Source organism: Candidatus Saccharimonadales bacterium, from assembly GCA_039928925.1.
Classification (GTDB): domain Bacteria; phylum Patescibacteriota; class Saccharimonadia; order Saccharimonadales; family Saccharimonadaceae; genus UBA6022.
The window spans coordinates 282621-300760 of record JBDSSF010000001.1 but is presented as its reverse complement, the minus strand read 5'-3'; the positions used below and the strand labels follow the sequence as shown (position 1 = coordinate 300760).

19 protein-coding genes are annotated in these 18140 nt (G+C 44.6%); 4 read left to right on the top strand and 15 right to left on the bottom strand.

Going from position 1 to position 18140, the window contains the following annotated elements:
* The first annotated feature begins 77 nt into the window (after positions 1-77).
* Positions 78-2726: a transglycosylase domain-containing protein gene (locus tag ABIS22_01580; protein ID MEO7740588.1), complete on the top strand. Its 2649-nt coding sequence runs from the start codon at positions 78-80 to the stop codon at positions 2724-2726.
* A gap of 33 nt (positions 2727-2759) precedes the next feature.
* Here the strand turns inward: ABIS22_01580 and ABIS22_01575 are convergent, their stop codons facing one another.
* The 8 genes from ABIS22_01575 to ABIS22_01540 form a co-directional block, all read right to left on the bottom strand.
* Positions 2760-3758, bottom strand: a complete 999-nt coding sequence (locus tag ABIS22_01575; protein ID MEO7740587.1) for a PIN domain-containing protein — start codon at positions 3756-3758, stop codon at positions 2760-2762.
* Positions 3759-3773: 15 nt separating this feature from the next.
* Positions 3774-5123 carry a DNA repair protein RadA gene (gene radA / locus ABIS22_01570; GenBank protein ID MEO7740586.1) on the bottom strand — a complete coding sequence of 450 codons (1350 nt, stop codon included), beginning with the start codon at positions 5121-5123 and terminating at the stop codon, positions 3774-3776.
* 23 nt (positions 5124-5146) lie between these two features.
* Positions 5147-6133, bottom strand: a complete 987-nt coding sequence (locus ABIS22_01565; protein MEO7740585.1) for a hypothetical protein — start codon at positions 6131-6133, stop codon at positions 5147-5149.
* The gene (locus ABIS22_01560; GenBank protein ID MEO7740584.1) at positions 6114-8591 is read right to left on the bottom strand and encodes an ATP-dependent Clp protease ATP-binding subunit; all 2478 of its coding nucleotides are present in this window, start codon (positions 8589-8591) and stop codon (positions 6114-6116) included. Before ABIS22_01560 ends, ABIS22_01565 begins: the two co-directional genes overlap by 20 nt.
* 131 nt (positions 8592-8722) lie before the next feature.
* Positions 8723-8986, bottom strand: a complete 264-nt coding sequence (locus tag ABIS22_01555; protein MEO7740583.1) for a GlsB/YeaQ/YmgE family stress response membrane protein — start codon at positions 8984-8986, stop codon at positions 8723-8725.
* 82 nt (positions 8987-9068) lie between these two features.
* On the bottom strand, positions 9069-9212 hold the full coding sequence (locus ABIS22_01550) for a hypothetical protein (protein MEO7740582.1): 144 nt from the start codon (positions 9210-9212) through the stop codon (positions 9069-9071).
* Between the two features lie 76 nt (positions 9213-9288).
* Positions 9289-9543 (bottom strand): hypothetical protein, encoded by a 255-nt coding sequence (locus tag ABIS22_01545; GenBank protein ID MEO7740581.1) that lies wholly within the window; start codon positions 9541-9543, stop codon positions 9289-9291.
* A gap of 386 nt (positions 9544-9929) precedes the next feature.
* Complete coding sequence (locus tag ABIS22_01540) at positions 9930-10304, bottom strand: hypothetical protein (protein ID MEO7740580.1); 375 nt, start codon at positions 10302-10304, stop codon at positions 9930-9932.
* 137 nt (positions 10305-10441) lie between these two features.
* Here ABIS22_01540 and ABIS22_01535 point away from each other — a divergent pair, with 137 nt between their 5' ends.
* Positions 10442-11110, top strand: a complete 669-nt coding sequence (locus ABIS22_01535; GenBank protein ID MEO7740579.1) for a hypothetical protein — start codon at positions 10442-10444, stop codon at positions 11108-11110.
* On the opposite strand, the gene ABIS22_01530 is transcribed toward ABIS22_01535, so the two are convergent.
* The 4 genes from ABIS22_01530 to ABIS22_01515 all read right to left on the bottom strand — a co-directional run bounded on the left by ABIS22_01530 (position 11107) and on the right by ABIS22_01515 (position 14134).
* Positions 11107-11844, bottom strand: coding sequence for a hypothetical protein (locus tag ABIS22_01530; GenBank protein ID MEO7740578.1), 738 nt, complete (start codon positions 11842-11844; stop codon positions 11107-11109). The two genes, ABIS22_01535 and ABIS22_01530, sit on opposite strands and share 4 nt — an antisense overlap.
* A gap of 100 nt (positions 11845-11944) precedes the next feature.
* The gene (gene nusA / locus ABIS22_01525; protein ID MEO7740577.1) at positions 11945-13078 is read right to left on the bottom strand and encodes a transcription termination factor NusA; all 1134 of its coding nucleotides are present in this window, start codon (positions 13076-13078) and stop codon (positions 11945-11947) included.
* 148 nt (positions 13079-13226) lie between these two features.
* Positions 13227-13796 carry an NAD(P)H-dependent oxidoreductase gene (locus tag ABIS22_01520; protein MEO7740576.1) on the bottom strand — a complete coding sequence of 190 codons (570 nt, stop codon included), beginning with the start codon at positions 13794-13796 and terminating at the stop codon, positions 13227-13229.
* Positions 13796-14134 (bottom strand): hypothetical protein, encoded by a 339-nt coding sequence (locus ABIS22_01515; protein ID MEO7740575.1) that lies wholly within the window; start codon positions 14132-14134, stop codon positions 13796-13798. Before ABIS22_01515 ends, ABIS22_01520 begins: the two co-directional genes overlap by 1 nt.
* 57 nt (positions 14135-14191) lie before the next feature.
* Between ABIS22_01515 and ABIS22_01510 the strand changes: the two genes are divergently transcribed.
* Together ABIS22_01510 and ABIS22_01505 are read left to right on the top strand one after the other, a co-directional pair.
* Positions 14192-14977 (top strand): YaaA family protein, encoded by a 786-nt coding sequence (locus tag ABIS22_01510; GenBank protein ID MEO7740574.1) that lies wholly within the window; start codon positions 14192-14194, stop codon positions 14975-14977.
* A 165-nt stretch (positions 14978-15142) separates the two neighbouring features.
* Positions 15143-15433: a hypothetical protein gene (locus ABIS22_01505; protein ID MEO7740573.1), complete on the top strand. Its 291-nt coding sequence runs from the start codon at positions 15143-15145 to the stop codon at positions 15431-15433.
* 78 nt (positions 15434-15511) lie between these two features.
* Here the strand turns inward: ABIS22_01505 and ABIS22_01500 are convergent, their stop codons facing one another.
* The 3 genes from ABIS22_01500 to ABIS22_01490 all read right to left on the bottom strand — a co-directional run bounded on the left by ABIS22_01500 (position 15512) and on the right by ABIS22_01490 (position 18075).
* Positions 15512-16054, bottom strand: coding sequence for an NAD(P)H-dependent oxidoreductase (locus tag ABIS22_01500; GenBank protein MEO7740572.1), 543 nt, complete (start codon positions 16052-16054; stop codon positions 15512-15514).
* A gap of 236 nt (positions 16055-16290) precedes the next feature.
* A complete protein-coding gene (locus tag ABIS22_01495) occupies positions 16291-16911 on the bottom strand; it encodes a TerD family protein (protein MEO7740571.1) in 621 nt (206 codons plus the stop codon).
* A gap of 210 nt (positions 16912-17121) precedes the next feature.
* The gene (locus ABIS22_01490; GenBank protein ID MEO7740570.1) at positions 17122-18075 is read right to left on the bottom strand and encodes a VWA domain-containing protein; all 954 of its coding nucleotides are present in this window, start codon (positions 18073-18075) and stop codon (positions 17122-17124) included.
* Between the last annotated feature and the right edge of the window lie 65 nt (positions 18076-18140).

Genomic DNA, 18140 nt, shown 5'->3' with positions numbered 1-18140 from the left:
ATAGCAAAAAAAGACCTAGTCACGCGAATAAAAGTGCTATAATGGATGATAATACTGCTTATGGGAAGTAAATATACGTGACCAAAAAATCTACTAAATCACGCAACATGAGCGTGTACTCTAACTTAGCTCATAAACGTAAAACGAAAAAAGACGGCGCAGCACGAAAACGTGCTGAGTATTTAGCTACGCTTCCAAAGCATCCCGTTAAGCGTCTTCTCTATCGACTGCATCCAAAACGCGTTGCTGGATACTGGTTTAGTAAAAAGGGTGCATTTATGGCACTTAAGATCGTTGGTATCGGTGTCCTGTTCATGGTTCTTGCAGTTGGTGCACTATTTGCCTATTACCGCAAAGATCTTGATGCGATTCGTCCCGGTGAACTTGCAAAACGAGTTCAGACAACTGTCACGAAGTATTATGACCGTAATGATCAGCTTCTCTGGGAAGATAAGGGTGACGGCAACTATACTCTAGTAGTTGATGGTAATAACATTAGCAAGCTAATGAAAGAAGCAACCGTCGCTATCGAGGACCAGGATTTTTATAAGCACGGTGGAATTAGTCCAAGTGGTATCGCTCGATCACTTCTTAATAATGCAAGTGGTCAAAGCGTCCAGGGTGGTTCAACTCTGACGCAACAATTAGTTAAGCAGGTCTTTTTCGCCGACCAGGCTCAAGCGCGTGGGCTTGATGGTATACCTCGAAAAATTAAGGAAATTATCTTAGCTATCGAAGTTGAACGCATGTACGACAAGGATCAAATTCTTGATCTGTACCTAAATGAATCTCCTTATGGTGGACGCCGTAACGGAGTTGAGTCCGGTGCACAGACTTATTTTGGTAAATCATCAAAAGATCTGACATTACCAGAAGCAGCTCTTCTCGCAGCAATTCCAAACCAACCTGGACTATATGATCCATATAACACTGAGGGTCATGATGCCCTAATCTCACGCCAGCATAAGGTCATAGATAACATGGTGACCCAGGGATACGTCACGCAAAAAGAGGGTGACGATGCTAAAAAGTACCCTATCCTTGACACAATCAAACCAGAAAGTGATCAGTTCAAAGATATTAAAGCACCTCACTTTGTGCAAATGGTTCGCTCACAGTTAGAACAAGAGCTAGGTAAAGCTACTGTTGGTCGCGGTGGCCTTACAGTAAAGACGACGCTCGACCTTCGTATTCAGACAAAGACAGAACAAGCTATGACTGATATGTTCAACTCCAAGACACCAGTAAGTGCAGGATTCTCAAATGGTGCGGCAACTGTCGAAGATAGTCAAACTGGACAAATTATAGCAATGGTCGGCAGTAGGGACTTCAACTATCCAGGGTTCGGCCAAGATAACGCAGCCATGGCATATATCCAGCCAGGTTCAACCATCAAGCCTCTTGTCTATGCTCAGCTCTTTTCTAAGCAACCAGCTGGCAAGCAAAACTACGGTAGTGGGAGTATTTTGTCTGACGCAAATGACTTCGCAAAACAATACGGTGCTCCGCTCCGCGATGCAGATGGCAAGTTCCTGGGCAACATACCTATCCGCAAAAGCTTAGCCCTATCAAGAAATGTTCCTGCGGTTAAAGCAATGTACGTTGCAGGACAAGACGCAACGATGAAGACAATTCGTGATATGGGTGATACAAATTACTGTACACAAGGTGCCGATGCTCAAGCTGGGCTCTCAGCTGCTATTGGTGGATGTGGAACGAGACAAATCGATCACGTCAACGCATTTGCGTCACTCTCACGTGGTGGTGTCTATAAGCCAACAAGCACTGTTCTTGAAGTTAAAAATAGCGGCGGCGAGGTCATTAAGCAGTGGAAAGATGAAAGTAAACAAATCGTTGACCCACAAGCTGCTTATATAGTCAGTGATATCCTAAACGATGATAATGCACGTTCGGGGCTCTATGGTCGCAACTTCTACGGCCTTGTCGTTCCAGGAGTGCGTACAGCCACTAAGACTGGTACTTCAGACAAAGACGGACAAGCTAAAGATATCTGGAACATGAGCTATAGCACAGCCATCACAATGGGCGTATGGCTTGGTAACCCAGATACACAGATTCTTAAAAACGGTAACTCTTCACTTCCTGCCATCATTATCGGTAAGGTTATGGAGTACGCACATAAAGAAGTTTACCAACAGGAAGGTAAATGGAAACCTGGAGATTGGTTTACTGCCCCTGCCGGTATCCAAACAATAAACGGCGAGCTATACCCTTCTTGGTACAACAAAGCTCAGTCACAAACAAATGCGTCAATAACATTCGATAAGGTTTCAAAGAAAAAAGCAGCAGCATGCACACCTGATGGTGCAAAGATTGATGTGAATGTTAATAAGATCATTGATCCGATTACAAATAAAGAAGTTATCACTGCACCTGACGGATACGACGCAACTGCAGATGATGATTTCCATAAGTGTACCGACGTTAAACCAACTGTTTCCAATATAGTTATCGGCGGTAAAGGCTCTGGGTCAGGTGGTGCAAACTCTTACAAGATAACTATCACTGTATCGCAAGGTACCGATCCAATTCAGCAAGTTGATGTCACAGCTGGTGGTGCAGCCGTAGCTACCTTACCAGCTGGCGGAAGCTACGTGACAAGTTACACTCCAACTGCTGCAGGAACAGTATCAGTTACAGCAACAGCCACAGACAGTGGTTACTATACCGGTGGAGCAACAACTACCTTCGTCGCTGCACCTTGAAGTGCACACGGTAGTAAGAAAAACTAGTAGCGATTAATCTTGGCTATCGACAAGGTTAATCAAGGCTGCTTCACGCTGAGCGGATGTTTTTGGTTTATGAGAAACACGAGGCTGTTGATTCTTGGTATCATTTTTTGGACCACGAGAAGGACGATTTGTTCTCTCGACACGTTTTTGATCACGGTCATCACTATGGAAAACTACAGGTTGCTGTCTCCCGGCAGGTTTTTTCGTTTGTCTATCTGAATGATCAATATGCTGTTTAACTGGTCGTTCAACTTTTGCGATAACCACCTCTACAGGTGTTTGCTTTGGCTCTGGTTTTTCAAGTTCAACGAGTCTTGCGAACATCATCTTTCCAGCAGCCGTTTGTAAACTTCGGATAAATTCTATTTCAACTGTTTTCCCTATTTGCTTAAATGCATGTTCAACGACAACCATCGTGCCGTCAGTAAGGTGCCCGACAGCTTGATGTTTGTCCTGGCCTTTTTGTGTCACCTCGAGTAGCATTCTTTCACCTGGAAGGTACGCCATACGAAGACTTTTTGCGAGTTCATTAACATTGAGTACTGTGATACCCTCGACAGTTGCGACTTTATTGAGGTTGAAGTCAATTGTGCATATCACTGCATTGTATTTTTTTGCAAGATTTAAAAGACGTTCATCGACGCCTTCTTCGGCCTTACTACCGTCCTGGAGGATCTCTACGACTACTTCAGGCATCGACTGTAGTTCTTTGACGACATCGAGTCCGTGACGTGCACGCGTGCGTTTTTCATGATCAGCGTTATCTGCTAGAAATTGTAATTCCCCAATAACACTACGTGGTATAACAAGTGTGTCTCCAATGAAACCAGATTGAGCAACGGCAATAATACGAGCATCGATGAGAACTGAGGTATCTACCAAGATCGGCCTAGATTGTTTACGGTTAATATTTTGACGAGGTAATTTAACCACTAGGTATGTGACTTCGGCAAGAATTGCTAGCAAAATAATAGCTAGAAATAATGAGATATTTATTGATTCCATGTATGTTCTTTCTGACTACTGTAAATAGTCTATGAGAGCCTGACGAAGATCGCCAACACCCTTTATAAATGAGTTCTTTTTTGTAGACTTAGGCGCAATTGCTTCTTTAAATCCGAGTTTTTTTGCTTCAGCTATACGACGGTCACTACTAACGACACTGCGGATTTCACCACCAAGACCGACTTCACCAAATACAACAATCTCGTCGCCTAATCTGCGTCCGGCAGCGGCACTTGCGATTGCAATGCATATTGCAAGATCTGCGGCTGGGTCACTGAGCTTTAGTCCACCAACAACATTGATATAAATGTCTTTATCCGATAAATTCAACTTAGTGCGTCGCTCAAGTACAGCGATCAACAGGTTAAGACGATTTAGATCAAATCCACTGGCAGTACGTTTAGGATACCCGAAATTAGTCGGATTGACAAGTGCCTGAATCTCTACGAGGAGCGGCCTTGTCCCTTCTATGGTCGCAAGAACAACTGATCCGTCTGAGTTTTGTCGCTCAGCAAGAAGCGCAGCTGAAGGATTCGTTACTAATCGAAGACCTCCTTCGTCCATTTCAAAAATAGCAGCTTCGGCAGTTGAGCCAAACCGGTTCTTTATTGCACGTACAACTTTAAAACCACCATACCGATCACCTTCAAACTGCAGAACAACGTCAACAAGGTGCTCAAGTACCTTAGGCCCTGCAATACTACCTTCTTTCGTCACGTGACCAACAAGAACGACCGCTGCCCCAGATTCTTTAGCAGCACGAATAATGACATTACTACTATTTGTGATTTGACTGACTGTACCAGGCGCTGACGTAATTTCATCAAGACTCAACGTCTGTATAGAATCGATAATAACAAGTTTATAAATACCTGATCTAATTGTTGCGGCAATATCATCGGCACTGGTGCTTGCAACAAAGCTGAGCGCTTCACTCTTGTTTGCCCCTAGACGTTCTGCTCTGAGTTTTACTTGTGATGCTGACTCCTCGCCACTTGCATAAAGCACCGGTACTGAACCAGCTATATACGCACTCATCTGAAGAAGAAGTGTACTTTTACCAATACCTGGCTGTCCTGCCATGAGGATAACTCCACCAGGTAAAATTCCACCACCAAGTACATCATCAAGATCCAAGAAGCCAGTCGCAAGTCTGGCGACTGTATCTTCAAGTGAAATTGACTGCATTGTTTGTGGCTGTAAAACTTTGCCGCTGCTAGCACCCCTTGCTACAACAGATTTGCCATTCGAGACTGCCTGTTCAACAAGCGAGTTCCACTCGCCGCAGTTATCACATTTTCCTGTCCATTTAGGGTAACTAGAGCCACAATTCTGACATATGAAAAGAGATTTTGATTTAACCATTGTCCTTATTATACCTGATATTATTACAAACTAGGAGCTGGGGCAAGCTTACTATCTATACTACGATTAAGCGCCGCTGACTCACTTGATATTGCCTGTAGCTCTTTGCGCTGTGCATCGTACGTCACAAGATCAGCTGCTATTTGAGCTCGCTTTACATCAAGTGCTGATGTCCTCGCAGAAAGGGCAGCACGTTCAGACGCAAATTCTGATTGCGAGGAGAAGCTACCGTTATTTGCCCTTGTATTGAAATCAAGAATATCTTGATTAAGTGATTTAACATCACTATTATATTGTGCAGTATTCTTTTCGATTTTAGATCCTAGCGTTGTTAAGCTCGCAGATAGTGCATTCGATTTGTCTTCAATTTCTTTAAATACAGTAGAGTATTTACTGTAATGACCAAGCACTACTTTACGATCAGTAAAATAGCGACTGTAGTATGATTCAAGAGCTGGACTCACCGAGTCAACTTCAGTACCAATAATGGAATGGAGCTCATTGTCACGCTCACCTGGTTCACTTCTTGCATAGAATGCTATTCGCTCAGCAAATTTCGCATCATCTTTGAGCTTGTTATATTCAACATCCAGTAATGAATCGACGTTTTTTCTATCCGCATCACTAAGGCGCTGGTAAGCAGCATGTAACATTTCATGCGCAGCGGTAACTTCTTTAATACCATCAAGTCGCACATCAGTGACGTTATATACATATATTCTCTGAGCTGAGTAACATCCTAAAATCGCAGTTGACTGTTCGGTAGTGCCGCAGACATCATTAAAATGCTGTGTACTTTCTATGCTGGGCTGACTCGCGTAATAGATAAATTTGCCATTGTCATTTAAGCTAGAACCTTCGGCAAGCGCTGTTACTTCGCTGCTTGGTTTAAACTGCCAAATACTCAATTCATCTACCACCCATTGGCGGTTAAAGTATAGTGCCCCGGCAACCACAGCAAACACAAGTAAAATAATGAGTGAAGTGAGACTAGACTTCGCGCGTGACATCTATCGTAATTTCATCCTTCTTAGCCACAATCGTAAGAACGCTACCCTTCTCATATTCACCAGAAAGCATACCATCTGCAAGTCGATGCTCAAGCTCGTCTTGGATCGCACGTCGAAGGGGCCTTGCGCCAAACTTTTCATCGTAGCCTTTGTTAATGAGTAGTTTTTTCGCAGATGGCTTTATTACTAGATGAATTCCTTTGCGAACTAATCGTGTCTGGAGTTCATCGATGAGGTTATCAAAAATGTGTCCAACTTCCTGGCGGGTTAAAGCTCGGAATGTAAGAACTGCGTCAAAACGATTAATAAGTTCTGGCCGCATCATACCACTCAGTGCATCATTAGCAGCTGCTTGGTTTTCCTCATGAGCAATTTCTAATTTCTTCTCGTCCTGTTTCGTAACGGCGTGGAATCCAAGACTTGATTCTTTCATCATTCGCTCAGCACCTAGATTACTCGTTAAAATAACGATTGTATTACTGAAATTGACTGAACGACCTTTCGCGTCTGTCATCTTACCGTCTTCGAGCAACTGAAGAAGTATTTGGAATACGTCAGGATGAGCTTTCTCTATTTCATCAAATAGTACGACACTGTATGGCTGACGACGAATCTTATCCGTAAGCTGTCCACCATCTTCATAACCTACGTATCCAGCAGGCGCACCAAGTAAGCGACTCGTATTGTGTCGTTCACCAAATTCACTCATGTCAATTTTGATGAGTGCGTCATCGCTACCGAACACTTCGCTCGCAAGTACACGAGCAAGCTCCGTTTTACCAACTCCGGTTGGACCCATAAACACAAAAGAGCCGATTGGTCGCTTTTGGCTAGCGACGCCACTTCTAGAGCGCCTGATAGCCCTTGCTACTTTCTCAACAGCTTCTTTTTGTCCGATAATATACTTGCCAAGGTGTTTTTCTAGATTACGTAAAAGCTTTGCTTCTGATTTTTGGATACGTTTTACAGGAATGCCGGTCATAGTCGCTACCGCTTGTGCAACATCGTCTGTCGTCACAGTAACAGGCGCCTTTTGTTCAGCAGATTGTGAAATATCGCTAATTTTGTCATTTATTTGGCTAATACGTGTTTTGTAAAGAGCGGCCCGCTCGTAATCTTCAGACGCAACAGCATCTTCCATTTTTTCGTTCAAGTTATTCAATTGACGATTAAGGTCACGAAGCTTGCTAGGTTTTCGACCAGATTTAACACGTATAAGCGCTGCTGCTTCGTCAATTACATCAATAGCCTTGTCTGGCATGAAACGTTCACTAACGTAGCGATCAGCCATATAGGCAGCATCTTCGAGTACTTCATCACTCAGTTTGACACTATGATGAAGCTCGTAGTAACTTCGAAGACCTTTTAGAATGGCGATAGTCTCTTTCATTGTCGGTTCAGGAACAACAATTGTCTGGAAGCGGCGTTCTAGAGCGCTGTCTTTTTCTATATGCTTACGATACTCTTCAAGTGTAGTTGCACCAATCATATGAAGTTCACCACGTGCGAGTGCTGGTTTCAGCATATTGGCAGCATCAAGTGCTCCTTCAGCAGCCCCTGCACCAACCAAAAGATGTAACTCATCGATAAAAATGATGACATTATTCTGCTGTTTTAATTCAGTAACAACTTTTTTAAGTCTCTCTTCAAACTCACCACGATATTTTGTACCAGCTATCATCGCTGCAAGATCCAACAGGACAACTCGCTTATCAAGTAAGTGATCGGGCACGTCTTCACTGACTATGCGCTGAGCAAGGCCTTCAACAATCGCAGTCTTACCAACGCCTGGTTCGCCAATAAGGACAGGGTTATTCTTAGTACGGCGACTAATGATAGTCACCATACGCTCGACCTGAGCTTCACGTCCAACAACAGGATCTAATTCTCCGCGCCTTGCAAGTGCCGTAAGATCAGTACCAAATACTTCAAGGGCACCACCACGACCAGCTTTTTTCTTTGTTTTTTGGCTATTCTCCGCATCTGCTTCCTGATAATGGCTGTGCTCACGATCAAAGAACTCTTCAAGTTCACTGGTTAGCTCAACAAGGTTAACATTCATATCTCGGAGTAACATTGTCGCACGTGCATTTTTCTGGCTAAGAATACTATAGAGAATATGCTCAGTGCCAAGATAATCCTGGCTGAATTCTTGAGCAATGTCCCAACTCATTTTAAGTGTCAGTTTTGCCGTCTCAGACAAGCCTTTAGCACCAGTACTGACAATAAGTGTTCGAGGAGTTAAGTTGAGCGCTAGTTCTGCACGATCAAGTGTGACACCTGCATCTGCAAGTAATTTTGCACCAACTGAAGAACCTTGAGCTAGCACGCCAAGTAGCAAATGCTCTGTACCTATATAGGCACTCCCGTATCCACGTGCAATCGCATCAGCGTGTTGCAAGCTGGTCCGGGCATTATCCGTTAAGTGGGATACGAATTCCGCGAAATCATCTGCCATAACTTTATTATCAATCCTCCGTGAGTGTAGCGCAAGCGTTTTATCATATTTGCTTGCTTACTATATTCCATTATAAATAAAATTAGCACTCGGGTCAAGCGAGTGCTAATTTATTTTTTATAAGATGGTTATTAGGCGACAGATTTCTTTCCACCGACTTTCTTTAGTACCCATAGTGCAATGACAGCACCTAGAAGTGCTACGAGGAAGCTCGTAAAGTTAAATCCTGTAACACCTGATCCACCGAAGAGACTCATTACAAATCCTCCGATAAAAGCTCCGATAATACCGACAACGATATTACCTAGAATACCCTGCTGTGCATCACGTCCCATAATCATGGAAGCGACCCAACCTGCAAGTCCGCCTAAGACGATCCATCCTATGATATTCATTGTATCCATTATGTACCTCCTTTGGTTTTACTATTGTGTATACCATTATACACCCACATTAAAATATCTATTTATTTACATGTTAGTTTGCACTGTGTACATTGTCATTTGAGCTCGTTTGCATCATCACTGTTTCGTCTTTAGTTGAGGCATTAGCTATTAGCCATATACTAACAGCAGCAAGGACTACGACCGCAATAGAGCCAATGATAATTTCTTTTCTCATACCCACCTCTTTACTTACCAATATCTTTTTCCATTCTATCATGAAAAGAGGGCCCGTAGGCCCTCCCGTTCACGTGCTACTGAGTCATACTCAGTAGCGTCCAGCTTCCGCCGCGATTATCGCTTCGAAGGCGAAAATCGCTGATTCCATCGCTCATTGTCAAGATTTGTGCGATATGTTCACCGCTACGAATGACAGTGCGAAGTCCGGCGTCTAGGAATCGATAGCTGATGCCACCATACTCCATGCAGCGTGGATAGACACGTAGATCACGTCCAAATCCTATTGCTGTTACGTCGACTGGTCGATTAATTGTTGTTGCTGTTTTCATATCCTGAACTCCCCGTAGATAAAAAGATTTATTTTTTATGAACAAAAAACTGACAGCAAGAAAAGTGTGTCAGTTGCGGAATTTATGGGTAAGCTACGAGGAGACAGATGTTCACCGCCATGAAATCTGCTGTATCACCTGAAGTAGCGATTGAATATGAAGCCGTGTAGGGACGCTTTACCACCGAAGTAGTAGGTGTGTATACGGGCTTTAGTTTTTGGGTATAAAGGTCTGTAGGTAAAAAGGTTCTCCACCAGTACTCACATGACCTTCTTTAGTATACGCCTGACAACCAGTAGGGCGTCAATAGCATGAGCGTATTTTACAATAATATCTTGGCTCTTGGCCACTCCTGGTCGCGAGGACCGAGGAGTGGCCTTGAGGCCCTAGTTGGATGAGCCGCCGACGATTCGGAACTTGTCCTTATTGCTTCGAGCAACTTCGGCAAAATCCCGCTTGATCCTCGGAACGTCCATGATCAGCATCGCAAGCTCAGTGATGCGGGGCGGGAATTGCCCAAGATCATCAAGCTTGATATCGAACCTGATCTCATCTTCCGATATCACCAGTCCACCGACGTAGATAAGCGCGTCGTAAAGCTGTTTCAGCTCACCAGGCTCGGGGCACTTGAGGATCCATTCGTTCCTCGTCATCGTGCCATCATCGGCAACTGTACCTTCAGGGTACCAGACAACTTCTTCATCGCCCGCAACTTCGGTGATGAAGTGCGGCTGGCCAATTCTGTCACAAACCTTACACACAATATCCTCCTAGGGCCTCGTGCATGACGTTGGGCACGTCATACCTAAAAGCAATATACTTTCTTGTTGCTCATAAGTCAATTATATGAATATGTTCGTCTTACCAAGTGATACTAAGTACCTGATATACTACATTCATGCTTGATCATCACATCGGTAAATCAATCGTCTACCACCTCGCATTCGCAGATAGTATGCGTTTTAGTGAGCTGAAGCCTGATGATATTGATAATAAACTATTTAACTATCATCTTAAAAAAGTTATTTCAGAAGGATATGTTATCAAAACATCCGACGGACACTACGCATTAACCCCCGAGGGAAGACGCGTTGGTAAAGGAGCACTGAAACAACAGAGTCGACTGATCGACCGTGCGTATTCAGTTCTTCTTCTTGCGATTCGACGCAAAAGCGATGGCTCATGGCTACTCTACAAGCGACGCACTCACCCTTTACTGGGAATGACTGGTTTTATGCATGCTCAACCAACACCTACTGCGAGTTCAATTGAGGTTGCTGCACAAGAATGCAAAATTAAAACTGGGCTTAGTGGCGAATTTACAGTAAGAGGAAGTGGGTACTTTCGCGTTTATCAAGGAGATGCATTGGAGAGTTTTACTCACTTTACCCTACTTGGCTGTGATGATATTCAAGGCGAACTTGAGGCAGATAATGAACTTGCAGAATATTATTGGGACAGTTCGCCTGACTTTTCAAATAAAGACATGCTTCCTAATATGCAGACACTTGTTGGTCTCTACGAAACAAACAAATTATTTTTTACCGAAAAAACATTTCATATTTAGGCTGCGCTACGAAGCTCAGCAACTGCCTGTTCGTAGGCGTCATATGTACCGTTCGGAGCCTGTCTACGAAGATAGATTGCAGTTTCACTGTCTGGATCAGCAAACTGAGCAATCGATGGATGAAGGCCTATTTGTTGACTCATTACTCTAGATGCTTCGAGTGTTTCTAGTGCATGGTCTCTTACTATAATTTGTGTGTCAAATGCACTGAGTGCAGCTGGCGCATTACCTAGTCGGACACAGGCAAGTTGGAGTGATATGTTACCCATATGCCTACCTACGCGTCGCTTTATCCCTGTAGTTCTACCACGCTCTGCAGTTGAGCGAGCAAAAATATCGGTAAGAATGACAGCAGAGACTAGCCCCTCTTTAGCTTTTATAAGTAGTCCTTCTCTAGTTTCACGCCAGTCTTCATCGTCTGATGCAAGTGTAGGAAGATCTAGTCGACGACGCATGACTTCAGCGCCACGGCCATAACTATACCAGCTAGTATTAATACCACTCATGGCAACGATGTTAGTAACAAAATCAATATCTTCTGGCTCTACTACGTTCTCAAGCATTGTCTGGGCGACAATCAGCCCATCACGCTGTTGTTCAGCAAGAACGGTACCTGCTGGCAAATTATGTCTCCTTTCAATTTCTTCTGAACGACGTGCTTTTGGTGGAACATAATCGTTACTTGTTAAATGACGAGTTGGTAAATCAAATGTGTTGTATGGTTGCTTATTCATAATACTAGTATGAAATTATGATGTAAATTAAGCAGTGAATACTTTTTCACTAAAAAATCCACCCTTTTGAGTGGATGGATTTTTTATCAGTCTTGTTTGATTATTCTTCAGTTGATTCTTCGACCGCACTAAGAAGATCATCTTCGATGTTCTTTCGTGGCTTTGATTCGCTCGCAGGCTTATCTGCTGTTTTTACCGCAGTTTCGATATCAATTTCGTATCCTGTTAGTCGACTTGCAAGGCGAACGTTTTGACCACCGCGGCCAATAGCGATTGATTGCTGGTCTTCATTGACATAGACAGTTGCGCGTTTTTTATCTTCATCAATCTGTACTTTTGCTACTTCAGCTGGGCTAAGAGCGTTCTTGATGAACTGTTCGTTATTTTCATCAAATGTAATGATGTCAATCTTCTCTTGATCACCAATTTCGTTCATTACGGCCTGGACACGTGTTCCATGACCACCAACAAATGTTCCAACAGGATCAACACCTGGAACAGTACTTGCAACTGCTAACTTAGTACGACGACCAGCTTCACGAGCAATAGCTTTGATCTCGACAGCACCAGATTCCATTTCAGGAACTTCTTGGCGGAACAGGAACTCAACAAATGCTTCATTACCACGGCTAAGGATAAGCTGTGGGCCACGGTTGTCTCGTTCAATATCTTTGATGAATACTTTGATACGGCTCCCAATGCTATAAAATTCGCCTTGTATTTGTTCTGACTGAGGAATAATACCCGTTGCCTTACCAAGTTCTACACGAACGACACGTGGTTCAACACGCTGGACAGTACCAGTAACGATTGTACCTATCTTGTCTTCATATTCTTCAAGCACAACTTCACGTTCTGCTTCACGAAGGCGCTGCAATACAACTTGCTTTGCGGTTTGGGCAGCGACACGGCCAAAGCTAATTACTTCGTGTTTTTCTTCAATGCTATCACCGATAACAGCGTCTTTTTTGACTTTTTTTGCATCATCAAGACTAATCTCAACAGCGTCGGATCCAACTTCTTCAACAACTTCACGAGCAACAAATACATTAGCAGTACCGTCGTTAACATTTAGCTCAGCGCGAACCTCTTGGTCACGTTCACCATTGTCGCGGCGCCACGCAGCAGCAATTGCCTGCTCAATAACGGATAAGACTACTTCTTCAGGTAGATTTTTCTCTTCAGCGATTGTTCGAACCGCGAGAGTAAGTTGTTTTACATTGATATCTTCCATACTATAGTTCTCCTTTTCTATGAAAAAATCCGACCTGCTGGCCGGAATGTACTCTAGTCATTATAACACTGCATATTTATATAATGCAAGTTATAATATTCCTCTCTTTACTTTGACGCCGCAGAGTAAAGAGATGCGCTCGATTCTTTTAAGAAGTTAGTTCGCGTCGCCCTTGACGGAGTAGTTTTGCCATCCATATCAGTTCGGCATAAAGCTTACTGAGACTTATATTATATCGATCAGCAAATTCATCTTTGATTGATCCATCTTCGTTAAATATATTTTGCACATATGGGAAATACACATCCCAACTAAGGACAACGAGTCCAGTCTCGCGAATGGCTGGCACTAACGACTCTACCGCACGTATGCCGCCCCAGTTACCATTACTCGCACCCGCAAGAGCAACAGGTTTGTGGTTATAGTTACCAAGTTCGCTATCAAGCATCCGTTTTAAGCTACCGGGGAAACTGTGGTTATATTCTGGTGTAACAATGAAAAATGCATCGGCTTTTGCGGTAATCTCACTATACTTTGGATCTTTTGCTTCTGGATCATTGCCGTCACCTGGTAGATTGAGATCCTTGGGATCAACAAATATGATATCAACACCTTGCAGTTGCCTACCAAATTCAGCAACGTAATGTGCGGCTTTTATCGATTCTCGCTGGACCCGTGTAGTGCCACCGAGAACGGCTATTGTCAATTTTTCGTCCATTAAAATATACCAAATGAGCCACTATCACCGCGTAGTTCATCTTTCTTGCGTTTGATATCGTCAGCTTGTTGTCGCAACTTTTGCTCTTCTTGTTCGAGTCGCTCTGCTTCTTGTTCGGATGAATCGGCTAGTTTCTCCATCTCCATTGCTTGTTGCTCGAGTGTAGCTGCTTCGCCATTTAACTTATCAGCCTGAGATGTATGTGCCTGCGCTTGGTCATATTGTGCATTTGCGCTAGCATCGGCCGCGGCTTGAACAAACTTTACTGCTTCTTGCCGTTTGCCGCTCGCTGTCTGACGTATTGTGCCGGCATCCGTTCGTTGTTGCTGTGCTCCCATACTGTACCTCCTCTATTACCCTATTTTACACTGTTTGTTTCCTGTTAAGATAGTCTTATGCTAACAATCTTGCTTCATTCATCCAAAACAATGCAGCGCAGAAAGTCTGACGACAACACGTATCAGGCACCGCAACTGCTCGAGAACGCAGTAGAATTAGCGAATTTTGTCTCAACTCTTTCAGCAGATCAACTAATGAAGCCGATGCAACTTTCGTCTCCTATGGCTACAACTACACAGACTATGATGAGATCATGGAACACTAATCCGCATGAGCAACTACCTGCTATTGATGCTTTTTTGGGAGACATTTATAGCGGACTGCAATCCCAGTTATTTACTGATAATGATCGACGGTATGCAAATGATCATCTTTATATTTTATCTGGACTCTACGGGGTACTGCGTGCGTTAGACAGCATCATGCCGTACCGACTAGAAATGGGCTATCGATTAAGTGATGAGCGATACAAAAATCTCTATACATACTGGGGAGATAGCATAGCTAAAATACTACCAAGTGATGTTCCGATCATCAATCTTTCAGCCGCTGAATATACCAAAGTAGTTTTGCCGCATCTTAAAGGTGCAGATATCATATCACCAAGATTTCTAACTATTGATCCAAAAACAAATGAGCCTAAGTTTGTTGTAGTTCATGCCAAAGTTGCGCGAGGTGCTTTTGCAAGTTGGCTCATCCGTAATCGGATTGAGTCTACTAAAAATCTCTGGCATTTTAATGAGTTGGGCTATGCATTTAGCACCGAAATGAGCACGCCAGAAATACCAGTTTTTATATGTAAAGTTTACGGCGGGCTAGGTCTTAGTGTACGTTTGACATAATAAATAAATACTTGTATTATACTAGTTATCGTCTTTTCATGCCTACCCGAAGGAGAAGTCGTGGTTCATTACAAAGAAGGGCTGTGGTACCCAGACGGCTACAAAGATCCATCGGAACCAAGGCCCGCACCGGTATTGATTCCAGCTCAGAACTCGTGGATGGCTATGTCCGTATTAGCCATTCAGTCATGCTACATGATGCCATTCATTGACACTGTAGCTGATGCTGCGAGTGTCAGCGTGCGTGACAAGAGGTTTATCACGCTACGGAAAAACATGCAGGATGACAGCGAAGAGTATCTCATTCGCTGTCTCCAACGAGCTGACGAGTACGAACGAGGGCCGGCGCTCGTCAACCACTACCTCATGGTTGCTTCATGTTTCCCGTGGGTCCGAGCACACCAGGCATTCCAGTTAACTGTCGAGATGTTTCTTGAAAGTCTCGAAATCGACTGATGCGGAGAACAAGGCAGAAAAGGCGAAGGCCACTCGATAGTTTCGAGTGGCCTTTTCCATATAACGACGTGGTGATGGCTACTTTAGGTTGCCGACAAGTTCATCGAGAGTTAATTTAATCTGCTCAGCGATATCCTGACCATCTACAGCTGAACCATCTGGGTTTAGTTGTTTCATGAAGTGAAGGTGTGTTGTTGTTGGGAGTAACTTTGCTTTGAGGTTACTAAATACTTCCTTAGCGGTGATATGAGCAAGCGCCGCGCCACCCCATCCGTAACCAATAATACTAACTGGTTTTTCATTCCATTCTGCAGATATCCAGTCGATTGCATTTTTCTGAATGCCGCTAAGTGAGTGGTTGTACTCAGGCATAAGGAGAAGAACTGTATCAGCATCCGCTACCATCTTTGTCCATGAAAGTACTTTTTCATTACTAGTCGAAAAGTTTGGTGCTGATGGAGCTGTTTCATTGTCAAAGAATGGCAAATCAATTTCTTTTAAATTTGCGATAGTTGCGGTGACGTCATCATAATTTTGAAGTTCTTCTTGAACGATTGTTGCAATTTTATTGCCGACGCTAAGTTCGCGCGCGCTACCTGTGACGATAAGAATGTTTGACATTAGTAATAACTCCTTCGATTAGATTGTATAAATAACTTTGCATACGGCGGACCATTCGGTCACGAGCTGTATTACTAATCTAAGTATACCACCAGTACTATACTTTGTATAGTACATTAAAGATCTATCTTATTTCTGAAATTGAAAGCGGCCATCCCAGAAGGGATGGCCGTGTAGCCTTTCAGATTGAGTTTTCGTTTTCTAGGCGGTGACTCGTTGCTCGCTTAGCGAAGCGGTCAGACCGTCAGGTAGGCCTTTCCGACGCTGAGGAGCTGACGCGGGTCACCGTTGATCGCTGAGCCCATGGCATTGACGACCTTGATCGTCCAACCACCACTCGTCGCGTCGCGCAGGATGCGCGCCATGAAGATGGTGTTCTTGGTCGCATCGTCGATCGGGACGGCGAACTGGCCGAGGCCGAACAGATCCTTCCCGAAGTTCTCGGAGAAGAAGCAGTCGGCGCCGGCGATGTTCGCGAACGACACACCCTTCTTGAAGGCGTTCAGGGTGACGACGATCCCGGTGATGTTGGGCGGCAGTCGGTCGAGATCGATTTCCATCGACTCGTCGATTCCGTCGCCCTTTCCGGTCTTGTTGTCACCAGTGTGGTGCATGCCGCCGCCGAAGAGATCAGGGGTGTCGAAGCCGCAGACTCGTACGCCCGACCCGGTGTTGTCGTACACCAGACCGGCGAGATCGAGATCGATCCCTTTCGCACGGCTGAGCATTCCTGCGAAGCCCTTCTTGCCGCCGGACGACTTGTCCCAGCCGACACCGACGGTCAGCTTGCTGACGGCGTGTCCGTTGGGGTTGACGAGCGGCTCGGCGGGCGTTCCCTTGATGAGCGAGAGAGACATGACGTCTTCTTTCTGTACTTGGCTACATGAAACTATTGTTTCAATAATTAGTATAATATCATATTTATGCTTTATGATCAATAGTATTTTAAAGTATGTTATATATCAATTTGCTCAAATATCATCTTATATCCAATCATAAAAATGTTGCATTCGATACACCCGAAGAGCGTTTCTCCGGGTGTATCGTCAGCGACGTACAGATGTCGATCAGTAGCGACGGTCGATCCCTGGAACTCCAGTGATCAAACCAACCTGTGCACTAGCATCGAGCCAGTCACGCACCTCGCCGGCAAATGCTTCGGCCCATCTCTGGTCCGAGTCCCCAGGACTGACCTTCTGTGAATCAACGTTGTCGATCAGTCGTACTCCTTTCGGATTGTAGTCGAGGATGACGTGACCCTCATGATCATGGACTGTGTTTCCACTGTTGTCCTTACGAACCTCGTACCAACTCTGTAGATCGTCGATCGTTTCGAGATACGGAACACTCTTCACAGCCAAGTTCTTGACCTGAATTGGTTCGCATGACGAACTTACTACGGAGCGAGTCATGGCCTTTTGAGCCATGATCTTACTGACCCCATCGTTGGGATCACCGTCGGTGATATTGATCACCATGGTCGGTAGCCGGATTTCGGAATTGCGAGCGATATCGAGAGCCTGCTCGAACCCGAGTGCCATGTTTGTGCACCCAAAGTCAGGTTTGATCAGGGTGCCCGCACTGCTGTAGTTCGAGAGTTCGATGAGAACCGGACGGCTAACACTTGTGCCGTATGTGAATACAGAGATGGATTTGCTCGGGTCCAGGTTCAGAGCGAACCCGAGTGCCCTATTGAGCATCTTCTGCACATCCTGCTCCGCGTAGGCCCCTTTCATCGAGCCCGAACCATCGACCATCACGATGATCTTGATTCGGACACCGAAGAGTCCTACCGCCTTCAGTGCCGCTTGAGCCGCGTAGTACGGGCCCTTCACAAGCTGGACGGTTTCTGGAGCGTGCTTGGAAAGATCAACGGCTGGCTTGCCGGTATCGTATCCGTACTGCACAGAGCGCCTGATCTGCATCGGCCCCGTCACCATGGTCTTGCACGGCATTGGCTGCGCGGTGGCAAAAACGGGTGTTGCTTCGGGTACCGTCTTGCGACGATTCCACCAAGTCATGTGATTTCCTATCTGTAGTCGCTTCCACAAAAGTATGTGGTCCACTTGATGAGTGGATATAAAAT